At 72.4% G+C, this 17982-nt stretch carries 18 protein-coding genes and 1 tRNA gene; 7 read left to right on the forward strand and 12 right to left on the reverse strand.

The window, feature by feature from the left end; genetic code table 11:
• Window positions 1-54: 54 nt before the first annotated feature.
• A tRNA-Thr gene (locus tag ACIRYZ_RS10225) sits at window positions 55-128 on the reverse strand.
• Window positions 129-409: 281 nt separating this feature from the next.
• Here ACIRYZ_RS10225 and ACIRYZ_RS10230 point away from each other — a divergent pair.
• The 3 genes from ACIRYZ_RS10230 (at window position 410) to ACIRYZ_RS10240 (ending at window position 3005) form a co-directional block, all read left to right on the forward strand.
• The gene (locus ACIRYZ_RS10230; protein WP_393039282.1) at window positions 410-1507 is read left to right on the forward strand and encodes an ABC transporter ATP-binding protein; all 1098 of its coding nucleotides are present in this window, start codon (window positions 410-412) and stop codon (window positions 1505-1507) included.
• Between the two features lie 199 nt (window positions 1508-1706).
• Window positions 1707-2150 carry a hypothetical protein gene (locus ACIRYZ_RS10235; protein WP_402941888.1) on the forward strand — a complete coding sequence of 148 codons (444 nt, stop codon included), beginning with the start codon at window positions 1707-1709 and terminating at the stop codon, window positions 2148-2150.
• A gap of 54 nt (window positions 2151-2204) precedes the next feature.
• Window positions 2205-3005, forward strand: coding sequence for an NDP-sugar synthase (locus tag ACIRYZ_RS10240; protein ID WP_402941890.1), 801 nt, complete (start codon window positions 2205-2207; stop codon window positions 3003-3005).
• A 127-nt stretch (window positions 3006-3132) separates the two neighbouring features.
• Here the strand turns inward: ACIRYZ_RS10240 and ACIRYZ_RS10245 are convergent, their stop codons facing one another.
• The 7 genes from ACIRYZ_RS10245 to ACIRYZ_RS10275 all read right to left on the reverse strand — a co-directional run bounded on the left by ACIRYZ_RS10245 (window position 3133) and on the right by ACIRYZ_RS10275 (window position 10104).
• The gene (locus tag ACIRYZ_RS10245) at window positions 3133-4797 is read right to left on the reverse strand and encodes a DoxX family membrane protein (RefSeq protein WP_402941892.1); all 1665 of its coding nucleotides are present in this window, start codon (window positions 4795-4797) and stop codon (window positions 3133-3135) included.
• Window positions 4798-4965: 168 nt separating this feature from the next.
• A complete protein-coding gene (gene rlmB, locus ACIRYZ_RS10250) occupies window positions 4966-5958 on the reverse strand; it encodes a 23S rRNA (guanosine(2251)-2'-O)-methyltransferase RlmB (protein ID WP_393039293.1) in 993 nt (330 codons plus the stop codon).
• 136 nt (window positions 5959-6094) lie between these two features.
• Window positions 6095-7489, reverse strand: a complete 1395-nt coding sequence (gene cysS / locus ACIRYZ_RS10255; RefSeq protein WP_402941894.1) for a cysteine--tRNA ligase — start codon at window positions 7487-7489, stop codon at window positions 6095-6097.
• A gap of 94 nt (window positions 7490-7583) precedes the next feature.
• Window positions 7584-7979: a PPOX class F420-dependent oxidoreductase gene (locus ACIRYZ_RS10260; RefSeq protein ID WP_402941896.1), complete on the reverse strand. Its 396-nt coding sequence runs from the start codon at window positions 7977-7979 to the stop codon at window positions 7584-7586.
• Between the two features lie 147 nt (window positions 7980-8126).
• Window positions 8127-8618 (reverse strand): 2-C-methyl-D-erythritol 2,4-cyclodiphosphate synthase, encoded by a 492-nt coding sequence (gene ispF / locus ACIRYZ_RS10265; RefSeq protein WP_393039302.1) that lies wholly within the window; start codon window positions 8616-8618, stop codon window positions 8127-8129.
• On the reverse strand, window positions 8608-9363 hold the full coding sequence (gene ispD / locus ACIRYZ_RS10270; RefSeq protein ID WP_402942092.1) for a 2-C-methyl-D-erythritol 4-phosphate cytidylyltransferase: 756 nt from the start codon (window positions 9361-9363) through the stop codon (window positions 8608-8610). Before ispD ends, ispF begins: the two co-directional genes overlap by 11 nt.
• 258 nt (window positions 9364-9621) lie before the next feature.
• On the reverse strand, window positions 9622-10104 hold the full coding sequence (locus tag ACIRYZ_RS10275) for a CarD family transcriptional regulator (protein WP_030244332.1): 483 nt from the start codon (window positions 10102-10104) through the stop codon (window positions 9622-9624).
• Between the two features lie 440 nt (window positions 10105-10544).
• Between ACIRYZ_RS10275 and ACIRYZ_RS10280 the strand changes: the two genes are divergently transcribed.
• A complete protein-coding gene (locus tag ACIRYZ_RS10280; protein WP_402941898.1) occupies window positions 10545-11246 on the forward strand; it encodes a DUF461 domain-containing protein in 702 nt (233 codons plus the stop codon).
• Window positions 11247-11366: 120 nt separating this feature from the next.
• Here the strand turns inward: ACIRYZ_RS10280 and ACIRYZ_RS10285 are convergent, their stop codons facing one another.
• Both ACIRYZ_RS10285 and ACIRYZ_RS10290 read right to left on the reverse strand, forming a co-directional pair.
• Entirely contained in the window at window positions 11367-12062 is a 696-nt protein-coding gene (locus tag ACIRYZ_RS10285) for a response regulator (RefSeq protein ID WP_402941899.1), read from the reverse strand.
• A complete protein-coding gene (locus ACIRYZ_RS10290; RefSeq protein ID WP_402941901.1) occupies window positions 12059-13435 on the reverse strand; it encodes a sensor histidine kinase in 1377 nt (458 codons plus the stop codon). The genes ACIRYZ_RS10285 and ACIRYZ_RS10290 overlap by 4 nt, the downstream gene beginning before the upstream one ends.
• A 308-nt stretch (window positions 13436-13743) precedes the next feature.
• Between ACIRYZ_RS10290 and phoU the strand changes: the two genes are divergently transcribed.
• Complete coding sequence (gene phoU, locus ACIRYZ_RS10295) at window positions 13744-14430, forward strand: phosphate signaling complex protein PhoU (RefSeq protein WP_402941902.1); 687 nt, start codon at window positions 13744-13746, stop codon at window positions 14428-14430.
• A 187-nt stretch (window positions 14431-14617) separates the two neighbouring features.
• The gene (locus ACIRYZ_RS10300; protein WP_393039317.1) at window positions 14618-14797 is read left to right on the forward strand and encodes a hypothetical protein; all 180 of its coding nucleotides are present in this window, start codon (window positions 14618-14620) and stop codon (window positions 14795-14797) included.
• Window positions 14798-14873: 76 nt separating this feature from the next.
• Here ACIRYZ_RS10300 and ACIRYZ_RS10305 read toward each other — a convergent pair whose 3' ends face one another.
• On the reverse strand, window positions 14874-15470 hold the full coding sequence (locus ACIRYZ_RS10305) for a lytic polysaccharide monooxygenase (protein ID WP_393039320.1): 597 nt from the start codon (window positions 15468-15470) through the stop codon (window positions 14874-14876).
• Window positions 15471-15729: 259 nt separating this feature from the next.
• Window positions 15730-16488: a phosphoglyceromutase gene (locus tag ACIRYZ_RS10310; protein WP_387631476.1), complete on the reverse strand. Its 759-nt coding sequence runs from the start codon at window positions 16486-16488 to the stop codon at window positions 15730-15732.
• A 150-nt stretch (window positions 16489-16638) separates the two neighbouring features.
• On the opposite strand from ACIRYZ_RS10310, the gene ACIRYZ_RS10315 reads away from it, so the two are divergent.
• A complete protein-coding gene (locus ACIRYZ_RS10315; protein WP_402941904.1) occupies window positions 16639-17952 on the forward strand; it encodes an MDR family MFS transporter in 1314 nt (437 codons plus the stop codon).
• Window positions 17953-17982 lie beyond the last annotated feature (30 nt).

Here is a 17982-nt window from a genome sequence, read left to right on the forward strand (position 1 = left end):
CCGACGACGAAGGGCCGGCTCGATCGGAATCGAGCCGGCCCTTCACACGCGCGGAGCCCCCTGTCGGGTTCGAACCGACGACCCCCGCTTTACAAGAGCGGTGCTCTGGCCAGCTGAGCTAAGGAGGCACGGTGGCCGTCCGCGATGGATCACGGCGGCACCGGGGGCAGTCTACCGGGCCGGGGTGGCGGGGTGGGGGGATATCCGGGGGTTGGCGGGGCGGGTGGGCGTGATGGAACCGATGCCGAAATCGGGCGGCGGGGGGCTGACAAGCGGCGAAAGCGCAGGTAGCGTCGCCGGAAGTCGGTTTGTGTAGTGGTTCAGACCACTGACGGACCGACGGAGACGAACCAACCCCCCTTTACTCGGATCGTCCGGCACGTTCCTGCCGGTGAAGGAGAGCACAACCATGGCTTCTGTCACGTACGACCAGGCGACCCGCATCTACCCCGGGGCCACCAAGCCCTCGGTGGACGCGCTGGACCTGGAGATCGCGGACGGCGAGTTCCTCGTCCTGGTCGGCCCGTCGGGCTGCGGCAAGTCGACCAGCCTGCGCATGCTGGCCGGCCTGGAGGACGTCAACAGCGGCGCCATCCGGATCGGCGACCGGGACGTCACCCACCTGCCTCCGAAGGACCGGGACATCGCGATGGTGTTCCAGAACTACGCGCTCTACCCGCACATGACCGTCGCCGAGAACATGGGCTTCGCGCTCAAGATCGCCGGCGTGAACAAGGCGGACATCCGCACCAAGGTCGAGGAGGCGGCGAAGATCCTCGACCTCACCGACTACCTGGACCGCAAGCCGAAGGCGCTCTCCGGCGGCCAGCGCCAGCGCGTCGCGATGGGCCGCGCGATCGTCCGCCAGCCGCAGGTCTTCCTGATGGACGAGCCGCTGTCGAACCTGGACGCCAAGCTCCGCGTCTCGACCCGTACCCAGATCGCCGGCCTGCAGCGCCGCCTGGGCATCACCACGGTGTACGTCACCCACGACCAGACCGAGGCGCTCACCATGGGCGACCGGGTCGCGGTGCTCAAGGACGGTCTGCTGCAGCAGGTCGACACCCCGCGCAACATGTACGACAAGCCCGCCAACCTCTTCGTGGCCGGCTTCATCGGCTCGCCGGCCATGAACCTGGTCGAGGTGCCGCTGGTGGACGGCGGCGTGAAGTTCGGCGGCTCGGTCGTCAACATCTCGCGCGAGAACCTGGCCGGCGCCGGCACCGACAAGACGGTGATCGTCGGCATCCGCCCCGAGCACTTCCAGATCGTCCCGGCCGGCGGCATCGAGGGCGTCGCGGTGACCGTGAACGTGGTCGAGGAGCTCGGCTCGGACGGCTTCGTCTACGGCACCACCCAGATCGGCGGCGTGGACAAGGACCTGGTCGTCCGCGTCCCCGGCCGGCAGATCCCGACCCGCGGCGAGACCATCCACGTCGTGCCGATCGCGCAGGAGACCCACGTCTTCGCCACCAGCAGCGGCGTGCGCCTGAGCGTCTGCGACTGACACGACCGACGCGACTGACGCGGCCGGCGCCACCGGCGCAACAGCTGACGTCAAGGAGCCCGTCGGCCTTTCCCCGGTCCGGCGGGCTCCTTCCGTACACCCCCACGTCAACACGGTGCAGGGACGAACCCGGACACCGCGTCACTCGATGGTGTAACGGAGGGCGATTCGGCCCGTACCCACCGCTACTCTCCTGAGGGTGAAGCAGCTTGTGCGCCGTATCGGCCAGACCGTCGCCCTGACCCTGCCGGTCGTCCTGGTGACCACCGGCACCCTCGCCGTGACCCGGGTCCCGTGGGCCCCGCCGACCGGGCTCGACCAGCAGGTGGTGGCGGCGTCCAGCGGCGACGGCGCCGGGATCGGGCGCTCCGCCGCCACCGCCGCCAAGACGGACGGGCTCGCCCCGCAGGAGGCGCTGCGGGTGGCCCTGCTGGACGAGCTGCGCGCCAAGAACCCGTCCGCCGCGCTGGACCTGCTGGAGCGCTCGATGCGCGAGCAGCCCTCGCTCACGCCGTACTGCACCTCGCTGGCGACCGAGCTGGGCAAGGCCGCGGTGCGCAAGTACCAGGGCGACGTCCAGCGGGCCCGTTCCTTCGCCCGCCCGGTCTGCGACGGCTCCTTCGCGGCGGGCGTCGTCGGCTGACGGTCCACGACGGTGGGCTGACGGAGCCCGCCGCAGGCGCCTTATCGTTCAGCCATGACCGCTGACTCCGGCCCGACCGCCGACCTCGCGTCCCCGCAGTCCCAGTCTCAGCCTCACCAGCCCCGGCCGACCACGACGCCCGTCACCCAGGCCGTCATCCTGGCCGGCGGCCAGGGCTCCCGGCTGCGCCCCTACACCGACGACCGCCCCAAGCCGCTGGTCGAGATCCCGGGGACGGGCACGCCGATCCTCGGCCACCAGCTGGCCTGGCTGGCCGCCGAGGGCGTCACCGACGTCGTGGTGTCCTGCGGGCACCTCGCCGACGTGCTGGAGGAGTGGCTCAGCACGGCGGACCTGCCGCTGCGGGTCCGTACGGTGGTCGAGGCCGAGCCGCTCGGGCGCGGCGGCGGCCTCAAGCACGCGGCCAAGGCGCTGCCCCGCCCGGACGAGCCCTGGTACGCCACCAACGGCGACATCTGGACCCGCTTCAGCCTGCGTGACATGGCCGCCTTCCACCATGAGCGGGACGCCGTCGCGACGCTCGCGCTGGCCCGGCCGCGGATCCCCTGGGGTGCCGTGGAGACCGACCAGTTCGGCAACGTGCTGGACTTCATCGAGGCCCCGCCCTCGCCGTTCCTGATCAACGCCGGCCTGTACGTGTTCAGCCCGGAGTTCGCCGAGCTGCTGCCGGACGTGGGTGACCACGAGCGCACCACTTTCCCCCAACTCGCGCGCAGCAAGCGACTGGCGGGCTACCAGCTGCCGCAGGGCGTGTACTGGCGGGCCATCGACACGGCCAAGGACCTCACCGAGGCGGCCAAGGAGCTCGCCGCGCACCGTGACAACTCCCGCTGAGGGCGACGCGGCGGCCGCGCGGCGCTGACGGCAGCGCACCAGCCCCGACGGCAACGCAACGGCCGGGTGCTCCCCCACGGAGCACCCGGCCGAAGGCGTGCCGGGGGACGGGGACGGGGACGGGACGTCAGGTCGCCGTCGGCGTCCCCGGACGGGAGGAGCGCTCGCCGCCGGACAGGCCGGCCAGCGGGCCGCTGCCCAGCACCCCGCCGAGCAGCCCGGAGCCGTTGCTCGGGCTCGACTTGGGCGCGGTACCCGAGCCGCCGGGGGCCGGGGTGCCGCGCTGGGCCGGTGCGGGGCCGCCCCCGGCGGCGGACGGGGCCGCCGCCGGGGAGGAGCCGGCGGCCCCGGTCTCCGCCCTGCCGGAGTGCTTGCCGCTCGGCGCGGCACCGGTGGACTTGGCGGCGGGAGCGCTGGGCGAGGAGGTCGCGCTCGGCGTCGGGGCGGTCTGGCGCGGGGAGGCGGGCGAGGGCGAGGTGGACGTGCCCTGGCCGCCCGGGGCGCCGGACGGGCCGCCCGACGGCCAGACCGGGGTGCCGTAGTCGGTGGCCGGGCGGGCCGGCGCCTGGTGCGGCCGGGCGCCGGTCCGGACGGCCGCGCCCAGCATCGAGCCGAGCAGCAGGGTCAGGCCGACCACGACGGTGGTGACCACCGTGCCCCGGCGCAGCACCCGGCGGCGCAGCGCGCCCGGCGCGCCCGCGCCGACCCGGCGCCAGGCCTCCAGGTTGAGCCGCCCGTCCAGCGAGGCGAACGGCGCCCCGGCGATCAGCAGCGGGCTCCACGCCGCGAGGAAGATCAGGTCCGGGGTGTCGTAGACCGGCACGGCCCGCCAGCTGACGGTGAACAGCAGCGCCGCCGAGAGCAGCATCGCCGCCCCGGCCGCGAGCCGCTGCCAGAGGCCGAGGATGGTCAGCACGCCGACCACGATCTCGGTGAAGGACACCACCAGACCGGAGCCCACCGGGTGCGCCATCGCGAAGGCGAGCAGCGGCTCGGCGACCTTCCACGGGTGCAGCGAGGAGAGCCAGCGCATCATCGAGCCGCGCTCGCCGCCGTCGAAGTACACCGGGTCGCAGAGCTTGCTGAACCCGGCGTAGACCGAGAGCGAGCCGAGCACTGCGCGCAGCGGCAGCAGCACCAGGCCGAGGTCGACCCGGCGGCCCGGGTACCAGGGCTGCTTGCCCTCGGCGGCGGCGGAGACCTCGGGCAGCTCACCGTTCGGGGTCCAGCCGTGCGGCGCGCCGACCGGGCCGACGCCCGCGTCGGTGGCACTGCCGGTGCCCTCGCGCGGCTGGCGCGGGACGCTCCGGGCGCCCGCGTAGGCCGGGAGTGCCTGGGTGTCCGCCTCGGCCAGGCCGACGCCGCCGGCCGGGGACCCGGTCTGGCGCACCGCCTCCAGCAGCCGGGTGGCCGCGAGGTCCCCGGGGGCCGTCCGGCCGGTCCAGGTGACGGCGGTGACCCGGCCCTTGCGGCGCGGCGCACCGCCGGCCCCGGCCCCGGCCAGCGCCGGGACGGCGGAGGCGGGCACGACGACCTGCGGGGTGACCAGCGGACGGCGGATCAGGCCCTGGTTGGCGTAGGGGTCGCCGAACGCGGCACCGGAGGACAGCAGTCCGGCCGGGGCCTCGATCAGCGGCGCCACCGGGGCGCCGAGCCGGAGCCGGAAGCTCGCCTGGGTGCTGCTGAGGCGCGCCGGGTCCGACGGCACCTTGACGGTGTCGAGCCCGGGGCCCGCGTCTATCCCGGTGCTGCCACCGCCGAACAGGGGGCGCCGAGGTGTTCTGGTGTCCACGCCCGTCTAACCGGGTGACGGCCGCTTAGGACACTCTCCCGGGTGGATGTCCGGCGCATACTTGAAGTGATCATGAAAAAGGCGATCGGGCCCGGTCGGGCCCGATCGCTTTTCACTCGGATCGCAGGGAATTCAGAAAATCGCCTGCGGCAAGAGCAGCGGGTGTGCTCAGCGCTTGGCGCGCAGCCGCGCGGCCTCGTACAGCACGATGCCCGCCGCGACACCGGCGTTCAGCGACTCGGTCAGCCCCGACATCGGGATCCGCACCCGCATGTCGCAGGTCTCCGAGACCAGGCGGGACAGACCCTTGCCCTCGCTGCCCGCGACGATCACGACCGGGCCGGTCAGCAGCTCCAGGTCGCCCAGCTCGGCCTCGCCGTCGGCGGCCAGGCCGACCACCATCAGGCCGGCCTTCTGGTAGGCCTCCAGCGTGCGGGTCAGGTTGGTGGCGCGGGCCACGGGCAGCCGGGCGGCGGCACCGGAGGAGGTCTTCCAGGCACCGGCGGTCATACCGGCCGCGCGGCGCTCGGGGATGACCACGCCGTGCGCGCCGAAGGCGGCGGCGGAGCGGACCACGGCGCCGAGGTTGCGCGAGTCGGTGACCCCGTCCAGCGCGATGATCAGCGCGTCCTGGCCGGCGTCGGCGGCCTCCCCCAGCAGGTCCTCGGGGTGGGCGTACTCGTACGGCGGGACCTGCAGCACCAGGCCCTGGTGGTTCATCCCGCCGGTCATCTGGTCCAGCTGCGGGCGCGGGGCCTCCATCAGCGGGATGCCGCGGTCGTTGGCGGCCTGGAAGGCGTCGCGCACGCGGTCGTCGGTGTCGATGAACTGCTGGACGTACAGCGCGTTGGCCGGCACGTCGCCCTGGAGCGCCTCGACCACCGAGTTGCGGCCGAAGACCAGCTCGGCGCTGCCCGCGCCGCCGCGGCCGCCCCGGCCGCCAGCACCCGCGCGGCGCATGCCGGCCCGGGCCTTGGCGTCCCGCTCGCGCTTGATCGCGGCGTTGGCGGCCCGCTGCTTGGGGTGGCCCTTGCGCGCCTCACCGGGCGGGGTCGGGCCCTTGCCCTCCAGCGCCCTCCGGCTGTGCCCGCCGGTACCGACAGACGCGCCCTTCTTCGATCCGGGGTTGCGGCGGTTCCTGCGCTGGCTGTTGCCGGCCATGGCTGTACTTCCTGTCTGTCCGGCATGCCCGGCCGCCCCGCTCGGTGCGGCGGCGGCCGACGGCATGCGCTACGTCATGCGGGAGGGCCGCACCGGTCCGGTACGGCCCACCCATCACCCCGATCGTCAGATGGGGTTACTGGCTGTTGATCGTCCAGCGCGGGCCGGACGGGGTGTCCTCGATGGCCAGCCCGGCCAGGCCGAGCTGGTCGCGGATGGCATCCGCGGTGGCGAAGTCCTTGCGCTCGCGCGCCGCCTGCCGCTGGTCCAGGACCAGACGGACCAGCGAGTCGACCACGCCATGGAGGTCCTCGCCGCGCTCCGTCCCGGCCCAGTGCCGGTCGAGCGGGTCGAGGCCCAGTACACCGAGCATCGCACGGACCTCGGCCAGTCGCGCCACCACGGTCTCCTTGTCGTCCGCGTTCAGGGCGCTGTTGCCCTGGCGGACGGCGGTGTGCACGACGGCGAGCGCCTGCGGCACACCGAAGTCGTCGTCCATCGCCTCGGCGAAGGCCGGCGGCACCTCGGGCGCCGCGTCGACCGTGCCGCAGCGCTCGACGGCGCGCTGGATGAAGCCCTCGATCCGGCCGAAGCCGGCCTCGGCCTCGCGCAACGACTCCTCGCTGTACTCGATCATCGAGCGGTAGTGCGGGGAGCCCAGGTAGTAGCGGAGCACGATCGGCCGCCAGCGCTGGACCATCTCGGAGATCAGCACCGAGTTGCCCAGCGACTTGCTCATCTTCTCGCCGGCCATGGTGACCCAGGCGTTGTGCGCCCAGAAGCCGGCGAAGTCGTCGCCGTAGGCCTTGGACTGGGCGATCTCGTTCTCGTGGTGCGGGAAGATCAGGTCCAGCCCGCCGCCGTGGATGTCGAAGGCCGGGCCCAGGTACTTGTGGGCCATCGCCGAGCACTCCAGGTGCCAGCCCGGTCGGCCGCGGCCCCACGGGGTCTCCCAGCTCGGCTCGCCCGGCTTGGCGGCCTTCCACATCGCGAAGTCGCGCTGATCGCGCTTGCCGGTCTCGCCCTCGCCCTCGGGCTGGCGCAGGTCCTCCAGCTTCTGGTTGGAGAGCGCGAGGTAGTCGGGGTACGACTTCACGTCGAAGTAGACGTTCCCGTCGACCGCGTAGGCGTGGCCCTTCGCGATGAGGCCCTGCATCATCTCGACCATCTCGGGGATGTGCCCGGTAGCCCGCGGCTCGACGGTCGGCGGCAGGCAGCCGAGTGCGTTGTAACCGTCGTTGAAGGCGCGCTCGTTCTCGTAGGCGATCTGCCACCACGGCGTGCCGAGCTCGCGCTCCTTGGCGATGATCTTGTCGTCGATGTCGGTGACGTTGCGGGCGAAGGTCACCTGGTAGCCGCGGTAGGCGAACCACCGCTGCATGATGTCGAAGTTGAGGTAGGACCGGACGTGCCCGATGTGTGGCGCCGACTGGACGGTAGCGCCGCACAGGTAGATCGAGACACAACCCGGTACGAGCGGGACGAAGTCGCGTACCTGGCGGGTGCTGGTGTCGTACAGACGAATGCTCACAGCGTCAAGCGTAGTGGGCGGCGGGGGGTGCCCCGCGACATTCCCCGGGAATGACAGGCCGCACCCCCGGGGAAACGCCCGTCCCGTACGCCGGTCAGATGTTGCCGACCACCTTGCGCGGGGAGAGCCGGATGACCACCCGGACGTCGTCCGGGCCGTCCCAGGTGTAGGTGTCCACCCCGCGGTACTTGGCGGCCAGCTCGTTGATCAGCTCCCGGCCGCCCTCGGTGGTCATCGTCACCGAGCCGCGCGCCTCCAGGTACTCGTACGGGCTCTCCGGCGGGTTGATCACCAGCGAGACGCGCGCGTCCTTCACCAGGTTGAGGTGCTTGCGGCGGCCCTCGACGGTGGAGAACAAGATGTCGTCGCCGTCCCGCTTGACCCAGACCACGGAGGACTGGGGACTGCCGTCGGGCTGGATCGTGGAGACCACGGCGAAGTTCTTGCCGTCGATCAACGCCTTGGCCTTGTCGGAGAGTTCAACGCCCATCGGAAACCTCTTCTCGTCGGCGGCGGTACGGACCCGAGGCGAGCTCCGCGCGGGCCCGTACCGCACACTATCGATTCGGGCCCCCGCGACACCTGGTGAACACCCGTCAGTGGAGGTCTATTTCCGCTCCCGCGACCGGCTCCCCGCTCAACGCCGTTCGTACACCAGGGCGGTGGCGATCGCGGCCAGCCCCTCGGCCCGGCCGGTCAGCCCCAGGCCGTCGGTGGTGGTGCCGGAGACCGAGACCGGCGCGCCGGCCGCCTCGGACAGTGCGGCCTGCGCCTCGGCCCGCCGCTTGCCGATCTTCGGCCGGACGCCGATCACCTGGACCGCGACGTTGCCGATCTCGAAGCCCGCCTCGCGGACCAGCCGGGCCGCCTCGCCGAGCAGCTTGACCCCGGAGGCACCGGCCCACTCGGGGCGGTCGGTGCCGAAGTGGGCGCCCAGGTCGCCGATTCCGGCGGCCGAGAACAGCGCATCACAGGCGGCGTGCGCGGCGACGTCCGCGTCCGAGTGCCCGGAGAGCCCGAACTCGGCGTCCGGCCACTCCAGTCCGGCCACCCAGAGCGGCCGGCCGGCCTCGAAGGCGTGCACATCGGTACCGATCCCCACCCGGGGGATCAACGGCTCAGTAGGCATCGGCGGCCCTCCGGCGGGCGAGTACGGCCTCGGCGAGCACGAGGTCCAACGGACGGGTGACCTTGAACGCCTCCTCGTGGCCGGGCACCACGACGACCCGGCCGCCGTAGCGCTCCACCAGGCCGGCGTCGTCGGTGACCGCCGGCGCGTCGGCGCCGCCCGCGACCTCCTCGGCCAACGCCTTGGCGTGCACCTCGACCAGGGCGGCCCGGTCGAAACCCTGCGGGGTCTGCACGGCGCGCAGGGTGGCCCGCTCCGGCGTGTCGACGACCGGCTCGGGGCCACCCGGGTTCGGCTCGACCCGCTTCACGGTGTCGGCCAGCGGCACCGCGGGCACCACCGCCTCGGCCCCGGCCCGGACGGCGGCCGCGACGGCGTCCACCACCTCGACCGGGACGAGTGGGCGGGCCGCGTCGTGCACCAGGACGATCCCGACGTCCTCCGGGATCGCGGCCAGGCCGAGCCGGACCGACTCCTGGCGGGTCGCGCCGCCGGCCACCACCCGGATGTCCTTGCCGTCCAGCCCGTGGCTGTCCAGCAGGGCGACCACCTCGGCCACCCCGTCGGCGGGCGCGGCGACCACGACCAGCCCGACCGCCCGGCTGCGCGCCAGGGCCCGTACGGCGTGCACCAGGAGCGGCACGCCGCCCAGTTCCCGCAGGGCCTTCGGGGCGCCGGGCCCCAGCCGCTCACCGCGTCCGGCGGCGGGCACCACTGCTGCTGCGACTGCTGCTGAGGCGTTCAGGTTTCACTCCTTCGGCGAAGTGGGTATGGCAGTGGCGTGCCCGGCGGGCGCCCGGGCCCCTTCCGAAGATCCACGGTCCACCGCCCGCCGCACAACTGCGCAGAAACGGTCTTGCAGGCCTGGACCGGCTCGGGCGGGGGGCGTCGTCCGGACACGCCTCAGCGCCCGAAGTGCCACTGCACCACCCCTGGACACTTCGTCCTGGGAGCGGCGCGCCGGCACCGGGCGCTGTGAGCGGTGGGCGGCAGCCCGACTGCACTACGAGGCGAGAACCTCGTCGAGCAGCGTCTCCGCCTTGTCCTCGTTGGTGTTCTCCGCCAGCGCGAGTTCGCTGACGAGGATCTGGCGCGCCTTCGCGAGCATCCGCTTCTCGCCGGCCGAGAGGCCGCGCTCGCGCTCGCGACGCCAGAGGTCGCGCACAACCTCGGCGACCTTGATAACGTCGCCCGAGGCGAGCTTCTCCAGGTTCGCCTTGTAGCGACGGGACCAGTTGGTCGGCTCTTCGGTGTACGGTGCGCGCAGCACCTCGAAGACCCGGTCCAGACCCTCCTGGCCGACCACATCGCGAACGCCGACGAACTCCGCGTTCTCGGCGGGCACGCGGAGCGTCAGGTCTCCCTGCTGCACCTTGAGCACCAGGTAGGTCTTGTCCACACCTTTGATCTGGCGAATTTCGATGGCCTCGATCAGCGCGGCCCCGTGATGGGGGTAGACCACCGTGTCGCCAACCTTGAACGTCATGTGACAGGACCCCTTCCGTGGCTTTCCAGAATAACACGCCTCACGGCGCACCCGAAGGGCGTTTTCGCAGGTCAGGGCCGGTCTCGGGGCTTGACAAGCACCCCCATGACGTGCTGCGACCGATGTTCGAGAGGGGCTTCCCGCAGGTCGGAGGCGGTTCCGGCGCCCGACGAAACCCTTGCGCAACACCCCGGCAACCATGATTGGATCTTGAGCTTTCACCCTTTTTCCGGCCGTGACCCAATCGTTATTCGATCTCGGTCGAAGCTTGCCCTCCCCGCGTGACTCTGCGTGACTCGACCATGACATTCGTACACCCGGACGGCCCCGGGGCAGCCCCGGGAGTGCGACACGGGGACCACCCCGTGAGGAGCGCATAAGTGAGGTCGATAATCTGAGACCTGACCTGTCGACACGTGACCTAGGGAGAAGCCGCCGCCGTGAGCCGCAGCCTTCGACGCGGCAGCATCGCCGCCATCGCCGCCATCGCCATCGCCTCGCTGTCGTCCTGCGCCGCCGGCAACACGCCGGACACCTTGCAGATCAAGCCCGACAACGCGGCAGCGACCATCGGGACGAACCTCCGGCTGAACAACATCGTGGTCGTCACCGGGGTGGGTACCTCGGGTGACTACACGGGCCCTGCCAACGTGGTCGTCAACATCTCCAACACGGCCGACACCGCGGCCGAGCTGCAGTCGATCACCGTCGGCACCAGCAGCGCCACCTTCGCGGACGCCGCGGGCGCCCCGCTGTCCAGCATCGTCGTCCCGGCCGGTGGCTCGGTGGTGATCGGCGGCCAGGGCAACCCGTCCGCCTCCCTCGCCGCGGCCTCCGTGCACATCGGCGGCTTCGCCCCCACCACCTTCACCTTCAAGGACGGCCAGAAGGTCGACGCCCAGGCCGGCGTGAGCCCGGACTCGGGCGAGAACGGCCGCGGCCTGTACAAGGGCTTCGGCCCGACCCCGACGGCCGTGCCCACCAAGAGCGCCACCCCGGCCTCCCCGGCGGCCACCCCGTCCGCGGGTGCCACCACCCCGGGCGCCACCGGCACCCCGTCGGCCGGCGCCACCACTCCGGGCGCTCCGACCACGCCGGTCGCCGGTGCCACCCCGTCGGCGACCGCTCCGGCCGCCCACTGACGCGGTAACCGCCTCCCGCGGGCCCTTCCCGGGCCCGCGGGAGGCCCGCTACGCGGAAGGCCCCCTCCGGCTGGTGCCGGCGGGGGCCTTCCGCGTGCGGGCGTTGCCGCGGTCTACGGCTTACGGCTCGAACTTGTAGCCCAGGCCGCGGACGGTGACCAGGTAGCGCGGCGCGCCCGGGTCGGGCTCGATCTTGGCCCGCAGGCGCTTCACGTGGACGTCCAGGGTCTTGGTGTCGCCGACGTAGTCCGCGCCCCAGACCCGGTCGATCAGCTGCATGCGGGTGAGCACCCGGCCCGCGTTGCGCAGCAGCATCTCCAGCAGGTCGAACTCCTTGAGCGGCAGGTCGACCTTGGCGCCGTCCACGGTCACCACATGCCGGTCCACGTCCATCCGGACCGGGCCCGCCTCCAGGGCGCCCGGGCCGCCGCCGTTCTCGCTGGCGGCGCCGTCCTCGCCGCGGCGGCGCAGCACCGCGCGGATCCGGGCGACCAGCTCACGGGTGGAGTACGGCTTCGTGACGTAGTCGTCAGCGCCTATCTCCAGCCCGACGACCTTGTCGATCTCGCTGTCCTTGGCGGTCACCATGATCACCGGGACGTTGGAGCGCACCCGGAGCTGGCGGCAGACCTCGGTGCCCGGCAGGCCCGGCAGCATCAGGTCGAGCAGGACGAGGTCCGCGCCATTGCGTTCGAACTGCTCCAGGGCGTCGGGGCCGGTGGCGGCGACGGCCACCTCGAAGCCCTCCTTGCGGAGCATGTACGAGAGGGCGTCGCTGAACGACTCCTCGTCCTCGACCACCAGTACTCGGGTCACGATCGGGCCTCCGGGGCAAGCTTGGTTGCGGTTGTCAGGGGTTCTTCCCGCTCCCCGGCGGGGAGCGAACGGGCCGTGCCGTGCGGACGGTCCGTGGTGAGGGTTCGGGGTGCGGCGGCGGGCCCGGCGGTGTGGTCGCCGGGCTCGTCGTCGAAGTCGTCGGCGGGCACCTGTCCGGCGGGCAGGCGGATGGTGAAGGTCGAACCCTGGCCCTCGACGCTCCACACCGAGACGGTGCCACCGTGCGAGGCGGCGACGTGCTTGACGATGGACAGGCCGAGGCCGGTGCCGCCGGTCTGCCGGGAGCGGGCCGGGTCGACCCGGTAGAAGCGTTCGAAGACCCGCTCGCGGTCCTTCTCGGAGATGCCGATGCCCTGGTCGGTCACCGATATCTCGATCAGCTCGCCGTCCGCCTCGCCGAGCGCCGCGGCGCTGGAGATCCGGCGGGTGGCGATCGCCACCCGGGTGCGGGGCGGGCTGTAGTTGACGGCGTTCTCCACCAGGTTGCCGAGCGCGGCGGCGAGCTGACCGCGGTTGCCGTGCAGGTAGAGCCCGGCGATGCCGCCGGCCGCGATCAGGATCTGCTTGGCTGCGGCCTGCTGGCGGCAGCGGTCGATCGCCTCGGCGATCAGCTCGTCCACCGCGACCGGCTCCGGGTCGACCATCAGCCGGTCGTCCTGGACCCGGGAGAGATCGATGATCTCCTGCACCAGGCTGGCCAGGCGGGTCGCCTCGACCTGCATCCGGCCGGCGAAGCGCTGCACCGCCTCCGGGTCGTCGGCCGCGTCGGCGACCGCCTCGGAGAGCAGCGACAGGGCGCCGACCGGGGTCTTGAGCTCATGGCTGACGTTGGCCACGAAGTCCCGGCGGACGGCCTCCACCCGGCGGCGCTCGGTCTGGTCCTCGACCAGCACCAGCACCAGCCGGGAGCCCAGCGGAGCGACCCGGACGGACACCGCGAGCGGCTCGACCGCGCGGGCCGCGCCGGGGCGGGGCACCTCCAGCTCGACCTGCCGGATCTCGCCGTCCCGGCGGGTGGCACGGGCCAGCGCGAGCATCTGGTCCACGGCGACCGCGCCGCCGCGCACCAGGCCCATCGCGTACGCCGCCGAGCTGGCCTTGACCACCTCGTCGCCCTCGCCCAGCACGATCGCGCAGGAACGGAGCACGGAGAGTACGGTGTCGACCCCCGGCGGCAGCGGGGGTTCCGGGTTGCCGGTGCCCAGCGACTGGGCCCGGCCGTAATGCCTGCCGTTGAGGTGTCTGCCCCTGGCCTGCTCGCGCTCGCTCCAGCGGAAGGCGATGGAGGCGGTGAGGCCGACGCCGAGCCCGGCTATGGCACAGGCGGCGGCAGCGGCCACGTTCACGTCCATGTTGGCAAGCGTAAGCGCACAGCCAGGCCACTCCCCAAGGGCTGGATCAAGGCATCGACCACGCGTTGCCGAGAATTCACCTTCATGTAGCTGCCGATTCACCGCACCGGCCGTGCATCGTCGCCCGAACGGCACAGAGTTGGCCATGCAGCCCGTGTGGGAGAGAACGGCGCGCCGATCAGCGGCCGTCGTCTCAGGTGTGCGCGTACGATTCGCGCCACCAGCAGCGGTCACCCGAAACACCGGAACGACGGTCGGACGGGCTGACCGGTCGGCACCGCCACCGACACAGCTAGTGAGGAGAGAACATGCGCGACGCGTACCACGAGGAACTGGACTCGATCGGCGACAGCCTGGTCGAGATGGCCCGCCTGGTCGGCTCGGCCATGGGCCGGGCCACCACCGCACTCCTCGACGCGGACCTGGCGCTGGCGGAGAGCGTCATCGCCGCCGACGAGAAGGTCAACGACCTCCACCACGAGCTGGAGAACCGCGCCATCGATCTGCTCGCGCGGCAGCAGCCCGTCGCCACGGACCTGCGCATCGTGGTCACCTCGCTGCGGATGAGCGCCGACCTGGAGCGCTGCGGGGACCTCGCCCGGCACGTCGCCAAGGTCGCGCGGATGCGCTACCCCGAGTCGGCCGTGCCCTCCGACCTGCACTCCACCGTCCTGGAGATGGGCCAGCTCGCCCAGAGACTGGTCGCCAAGGCGGGTCTGGTGATCGCCACCAAGGACGTCGACAAGGCCCTGGAGCTGGAGCAGGACGACGACGCCATCGACTCCCTGCACCGCGAGCTGCTGTCCCACCTGATCGACGAGCGCTGGCACCACGGCATCGAGACCGCCGTCGACCTCACCCTGGTCGGCCGCTACTACGAGCGCTTCGCGGACCACGCGGTGTCGGTCGCCAAGCGTGTGGTGTACCTGGTGACGGGCGAGCACGTGGCCGAGTTCGTGGCCGCCACCGAGGCGGCGGAGGCCGCCGGGGCGTAGTGACCGGCGGGGCGGAGTGACCGGCTCCCACCCCCGGGGGTGAGTAAACCTGTGGCGAGGGTGGTGTGGACGCACGGCCCTCCCTACGTCCTGCCACCGCACGCCTGTTGACGCTCCCTCCGGTTGGCGGCTTCACTCGATAGTTGGGGGCACAGGAGTGCGCCCGTCACAAGGAGGGAAGCGCTCGATGAAGGCCAACCCGACCCGACCGGCACCCGCCCACGACACCGTCGAGCCGCTCACCCCGAAGCTGCTGCCTGTCCTCGCGGCCGGCTGCGGCTGCGGACCGGGCTGCGGCTGCGGCTGCCAGTCCGGTGCGCCCTGCCAGTGCGGCGGCGCGGACGGCGGCTGCTGCGGCGGCCACTGAGGTATCCGCCACCGAGGAGTCATGAGGTGCACGGCCGCCGGGCGGCCGTGCACCTCAGCTCTTTCTGTTCCAGTGGTCAGAACTGGACGTCGGTGCAGGAGTAGAAGGCGTTCCCGGTGTCGGCGATCGTCCACACCGCGACGATCACCTGGTGGCCGGTGCGCCCGCTCGGGACGGTCGCGGTGTGGCTGAGCGTGCTCGGCACCTGTCGGCCGTTGTACGGGACGGTCAGGAAGGGCGTCAGGTCCAGACTGTCCCGGGTGACCGGCTGGCCGGCGTCGTAGCCCGGCTTGGTCAGGTAGTACGTGAAGTCGGTGGTCGCGTGCCGGGCGGTGAAGGTCCAGGTGAAGGTGAGCTGCCGGCCCGCCGTCACCGGCGTGGTCGGCCAGGCACCGCCGTGCGGGTCGTCCAGCTCGGCGAAGCGGGCGTTGCCGCCGGCGCAGATGGTGCCGTCGGCGGGCCCGGCGGCCGGGAAGCCCTTCGGGCCCTCGACGCTCTGCGGTTCCCACTGGATCTCGCCGCAGTCCCAGGGGACGGCGCCGGCGTCCGCGTCGCAGAGCGCGGCCCGGCTGGGCGGCGTCGTGATGTAGCCGTGGGACTGGGCGGGGAAGGCCAGGGTGAGCGGGATCGCCAGCGCGGCGACGGCCGCCCCGACCAGATGACGTGTGCGCATGGTGCTCCTCCGTGGGGGTGGATGGAGTGTGCGCCGGGGCGCAGACGCGCGCGCGTGGGGGTGCGGCGGCCCAGGACCCGGGAAAACCCTTGGCATGCCTGCGCCAGTCCGGTGCCCTCACGGTAGGAGCCACCGACATCGCCCGTCAATGGTCTGAACCACTTTTGGGCCGAGCTCAACTCCCCTTCCGCACATGCCTGTTGAACGACGAAGGCCCCGCCCACCGGCGAACCGGGGGCGGGGCCGTGTGCCGTTGGGCTTACTTCTTGCCCTGGTTCTTGACCGCCTCTATGGCGGCGGCAGCGGCGTCGGCGTCCAGGTAGCGGCCGCCGGCGACGACCGGCTTGAAGTCGGCGTCGAGCTCGTAGACCAGCGGGATGCCGGTCGGGATGTTCAGGCCCGCGATGTCGGCGTCGGAGATGCCGTCGAGGTGCTTGACCAGCGCGCGCAGGCTGTTGCCGTGGGCGGTGACCAGGACGGTCTTGCCGGCGGCGAGGTCCGGGACGATGGCGTCGTACCAGTACGGGAGCATCCGCTCGACGACGTCCTTCAGGCACTCGGTGCGCGGACGCAGCTCGCTCGGGATCTCGGCGTAGCGGGCGTCACCGGCCTGCGAGTACTCGTTGTCGTCGGCCAGGACCGGCGGCGGGGTGTCGTAGGAGCGGCGCCACAGCTGGAACTGCTCCTCGCCGAACTCGGCCAGGGTCTGGGCCTTGTCCTTGCCCTGCAGCGCGCCGTAGTGCCGCTCGTTCAGGCGCCAGCTGCGGCTGACCGGGATCCAGTGGCGATCGGCCTTGTCCAGGGCGATCTGCGAGGTGCGGATGGCGCGACGCAGCAGCGAGGTGTGCACCACGTCGGGGAGCAGACCCTCGGCGGACAGGAGCTCGCCGCCGCGGGCGGCCTCCTTCTCGCCCTTCTCGTTGAGGTCGACGTCGACCCAACCGGTGAACAGGTTCTTCTGGTTCCACTGGCTCTCGCCGTGACGGAGCAGGATGAGTCGGTACGTCGTGTCAGCCATGGCCCCCAGCTTAGTGGAGGGCCGGAAAACCCCTGGTGGGGACCTTGGCCCGGTGGGTAATGTGTGCGCCGCACATCTGCTGCTTACATGCGTCGGCTGACCGGGCCTGCCCGCGCCGCTCAGCGGACGCCTGCCCTCGGGAGCCCCCACATGCTCGTCAGTCTGGTCAGCAACCCCCGGATCCGAAGAGTGGTGCGGGAGACGGTGGGCGGGTTGCCACGGCAGTTCTGGTGGCTCTGGGTGAGCACGCTGGTGAACCGGCTCGGATCCTTCGTGGTCACGTTCCTGGCGCTCTACCTGACCGCCGAGCGCGGGTACTCACCCTCCTACGCGGGCCTGGTGGCCTCGCTGTTCGGCCTCGGCTCGGCGATCTCGGCGGTCGGCGCGGGCGTGCTGACCGACCGGATCGGACGCCGGCCGACGCTGGTCGCCGCCCAGCTCGGCACCGCGGTGTCGACCGCCGTGCTCGGCTTCGTGGACGGCCAGGTGGCGATCGCCGCGGTGGCCTTCCTGGTGGGCCTGTGCAACAACGCGACCCGGCCGCCCACCTCGGCGATCATCGCGGACCTCGTCCCGGCCGAGGACCGGGTCCGGGCGTACTCGCTGAACTACTGGGCGATCAACATCGGCTTCGGCCTCTCCGCCGCCGCGGCCGGTCTGATCGCCACCCACGGCTACCTCACGCTCTTCCTGCTGGACGCGCTCACCACCCTGGTCTGCGCGGTGGTGATCTTCGTCCGGATCCCGGAGACCAAGCCGCAGGCCTCGCCCGAGCACCCGGCCGACGCCGCCGAGCCGAAGACCAGCCTGCTCACGGTGCTCCGGGACGCCCCGTTCATGGCGCTGGTCGGGCTGACCCTGATGGTCGCCCTGCTCTTCCAGCAGGGCTCCACCACGCTGGCCGTGGACATGGGCGCCTCGGGCATCACGTCCACCGAGTACGGGCTGGTCATCGGCCTGAACGGGCTGCTGATCGTGGTGCTGCAGATCCCGCTCACCCGGTGGATGGAGGGCCGCTCGCGGACGGGGCTGCTGATCGCCAGCTGCCTGCTCACCGGCTGGGGCTTCGGGCTGGCCGCACTGGCCGGCTCCTCGGCGTGGCTGTTCGCGCTCTCGGTGGGCGTCTGGACCGTCGGGGAGATCCTCCACACCCCGGTGATGATGGGCCTGATCGCCGAGCTGGCTCCCACCCACGCGCGCGGCCGCTACCAGGGCGTCTACTCGCTGTCCTGGTCGCTCGCCTCGCTGCTCGGCCCGGCGGGCGGCGGGCTGCTGCTGCAGTACGCCGGGCCGGCCGCGCTCTGGCTGGCCTGCGGGGCGGTCGGCACGGTGGCGGCGCTCGGGTACGTGGCGCTGGCCCGCCGGACGGGTGCGGCCGGGCGCCGCACCGGGGCCGTGACCGAGGTGGCGGCGCCCGCGGCGGAGGCCGCAGCGGAGGTCGAGAAGGCTCCGGCGGGCGCCTGAGGGCCTGGCGCGCCCTGTGGATCCCGTCGG

Source organism: Kitasatospora sp. NPDC101155, assembly GCF_044768305.1.
Taxonomy (GTDB): Bacteria; Actinomycetota; Actinomycetes; order Streptomycetales; family Streptomycetaceae; genus Kitasatospora.

Coding starts and splice junctions, on each gene's coding strand:
- ACIRYZ_RS10230 (WP_393039282.1), top strand. CDS start 410: ATGGCTTCTGTCACGTACGACCAGGCGACCCGCATCTACCCCGGGGCC.
- ACIRYZ_RS10240 (WP_402941890.1), top strand. CDS start 2,205: ATGACCGCTGACTCCGGCCCGACCGCCGACCTCGCGTCCCCGCAGTCC.
- rlmB (WP_393039293.1), bottom strand. CDS start 5,958: ATGGCCGGCAACAGCCAGCGCAGGAACCGCCGCAACCCCGGATCGAAG.
- ACIRYZ_RS10260 (WP_402941896.1), bottom strand. CDS start 7,979: ATGGGCGTTGAACTCTCCGACAAGGCCAAGGCGTTGATCGACGGCAAG.
- ispF (WP_393039302.1), bottom strand. CDS start 8,618: ATGCCTACTGAGCCGTTGATCCCCCGGGTGGGGATCGGTACCGATGTG.
- ACIRYZ_RS10275 (WP_030244332.1), bottom strand. CDS start 10,104: ATGACGTTCAAGGTTGGCGACACGGTGGTCTACCCCCATCACGGGGCC.
- ACIRYZ_RS10290 (WP_402941901.1), bottom strand. CDS start 13,435: ATGGACGTGAACGTGGCCGCTGCCGCCGCCTGTGCCATAGCCGGGCTC.
- phoU (WP_402941902.1), top strand. CDS start 13,744: ATGCGCGACGCGTACCACGAGGAACTGGACTCGATCGGCGACAGCCTG.
- ACIRYZ_RS10300 (WP_393039317.1), top strand. CDS start 14,618: ATGAAGGCCAACCCGACCCGACCGGCACCCGCCCACGACACCGTCGAG.
- ACIRYZ_RS10305 (WP_393039320.1), bottom strand. CDS start 15,470: ATGCGCACACGTCATCTGGTCGGGGCGGCCGTCGCCGCGCTGGCGATC.
- ACIRYZ_RS10310 (WP_387631476.1), bottom strand. CDS start 16,488: ATGGCTGACACGACGTACCGACTCATCCTGCTCCGTCACGGCGAGAGC.
- ACIRYZ_RS10315 (WP_402941904.1), top strand. CDS start 16,639: ATGCTCGTCAGTCTGGTCAGCAACCCCCGGATCCGAAGAGTGGTGCGG.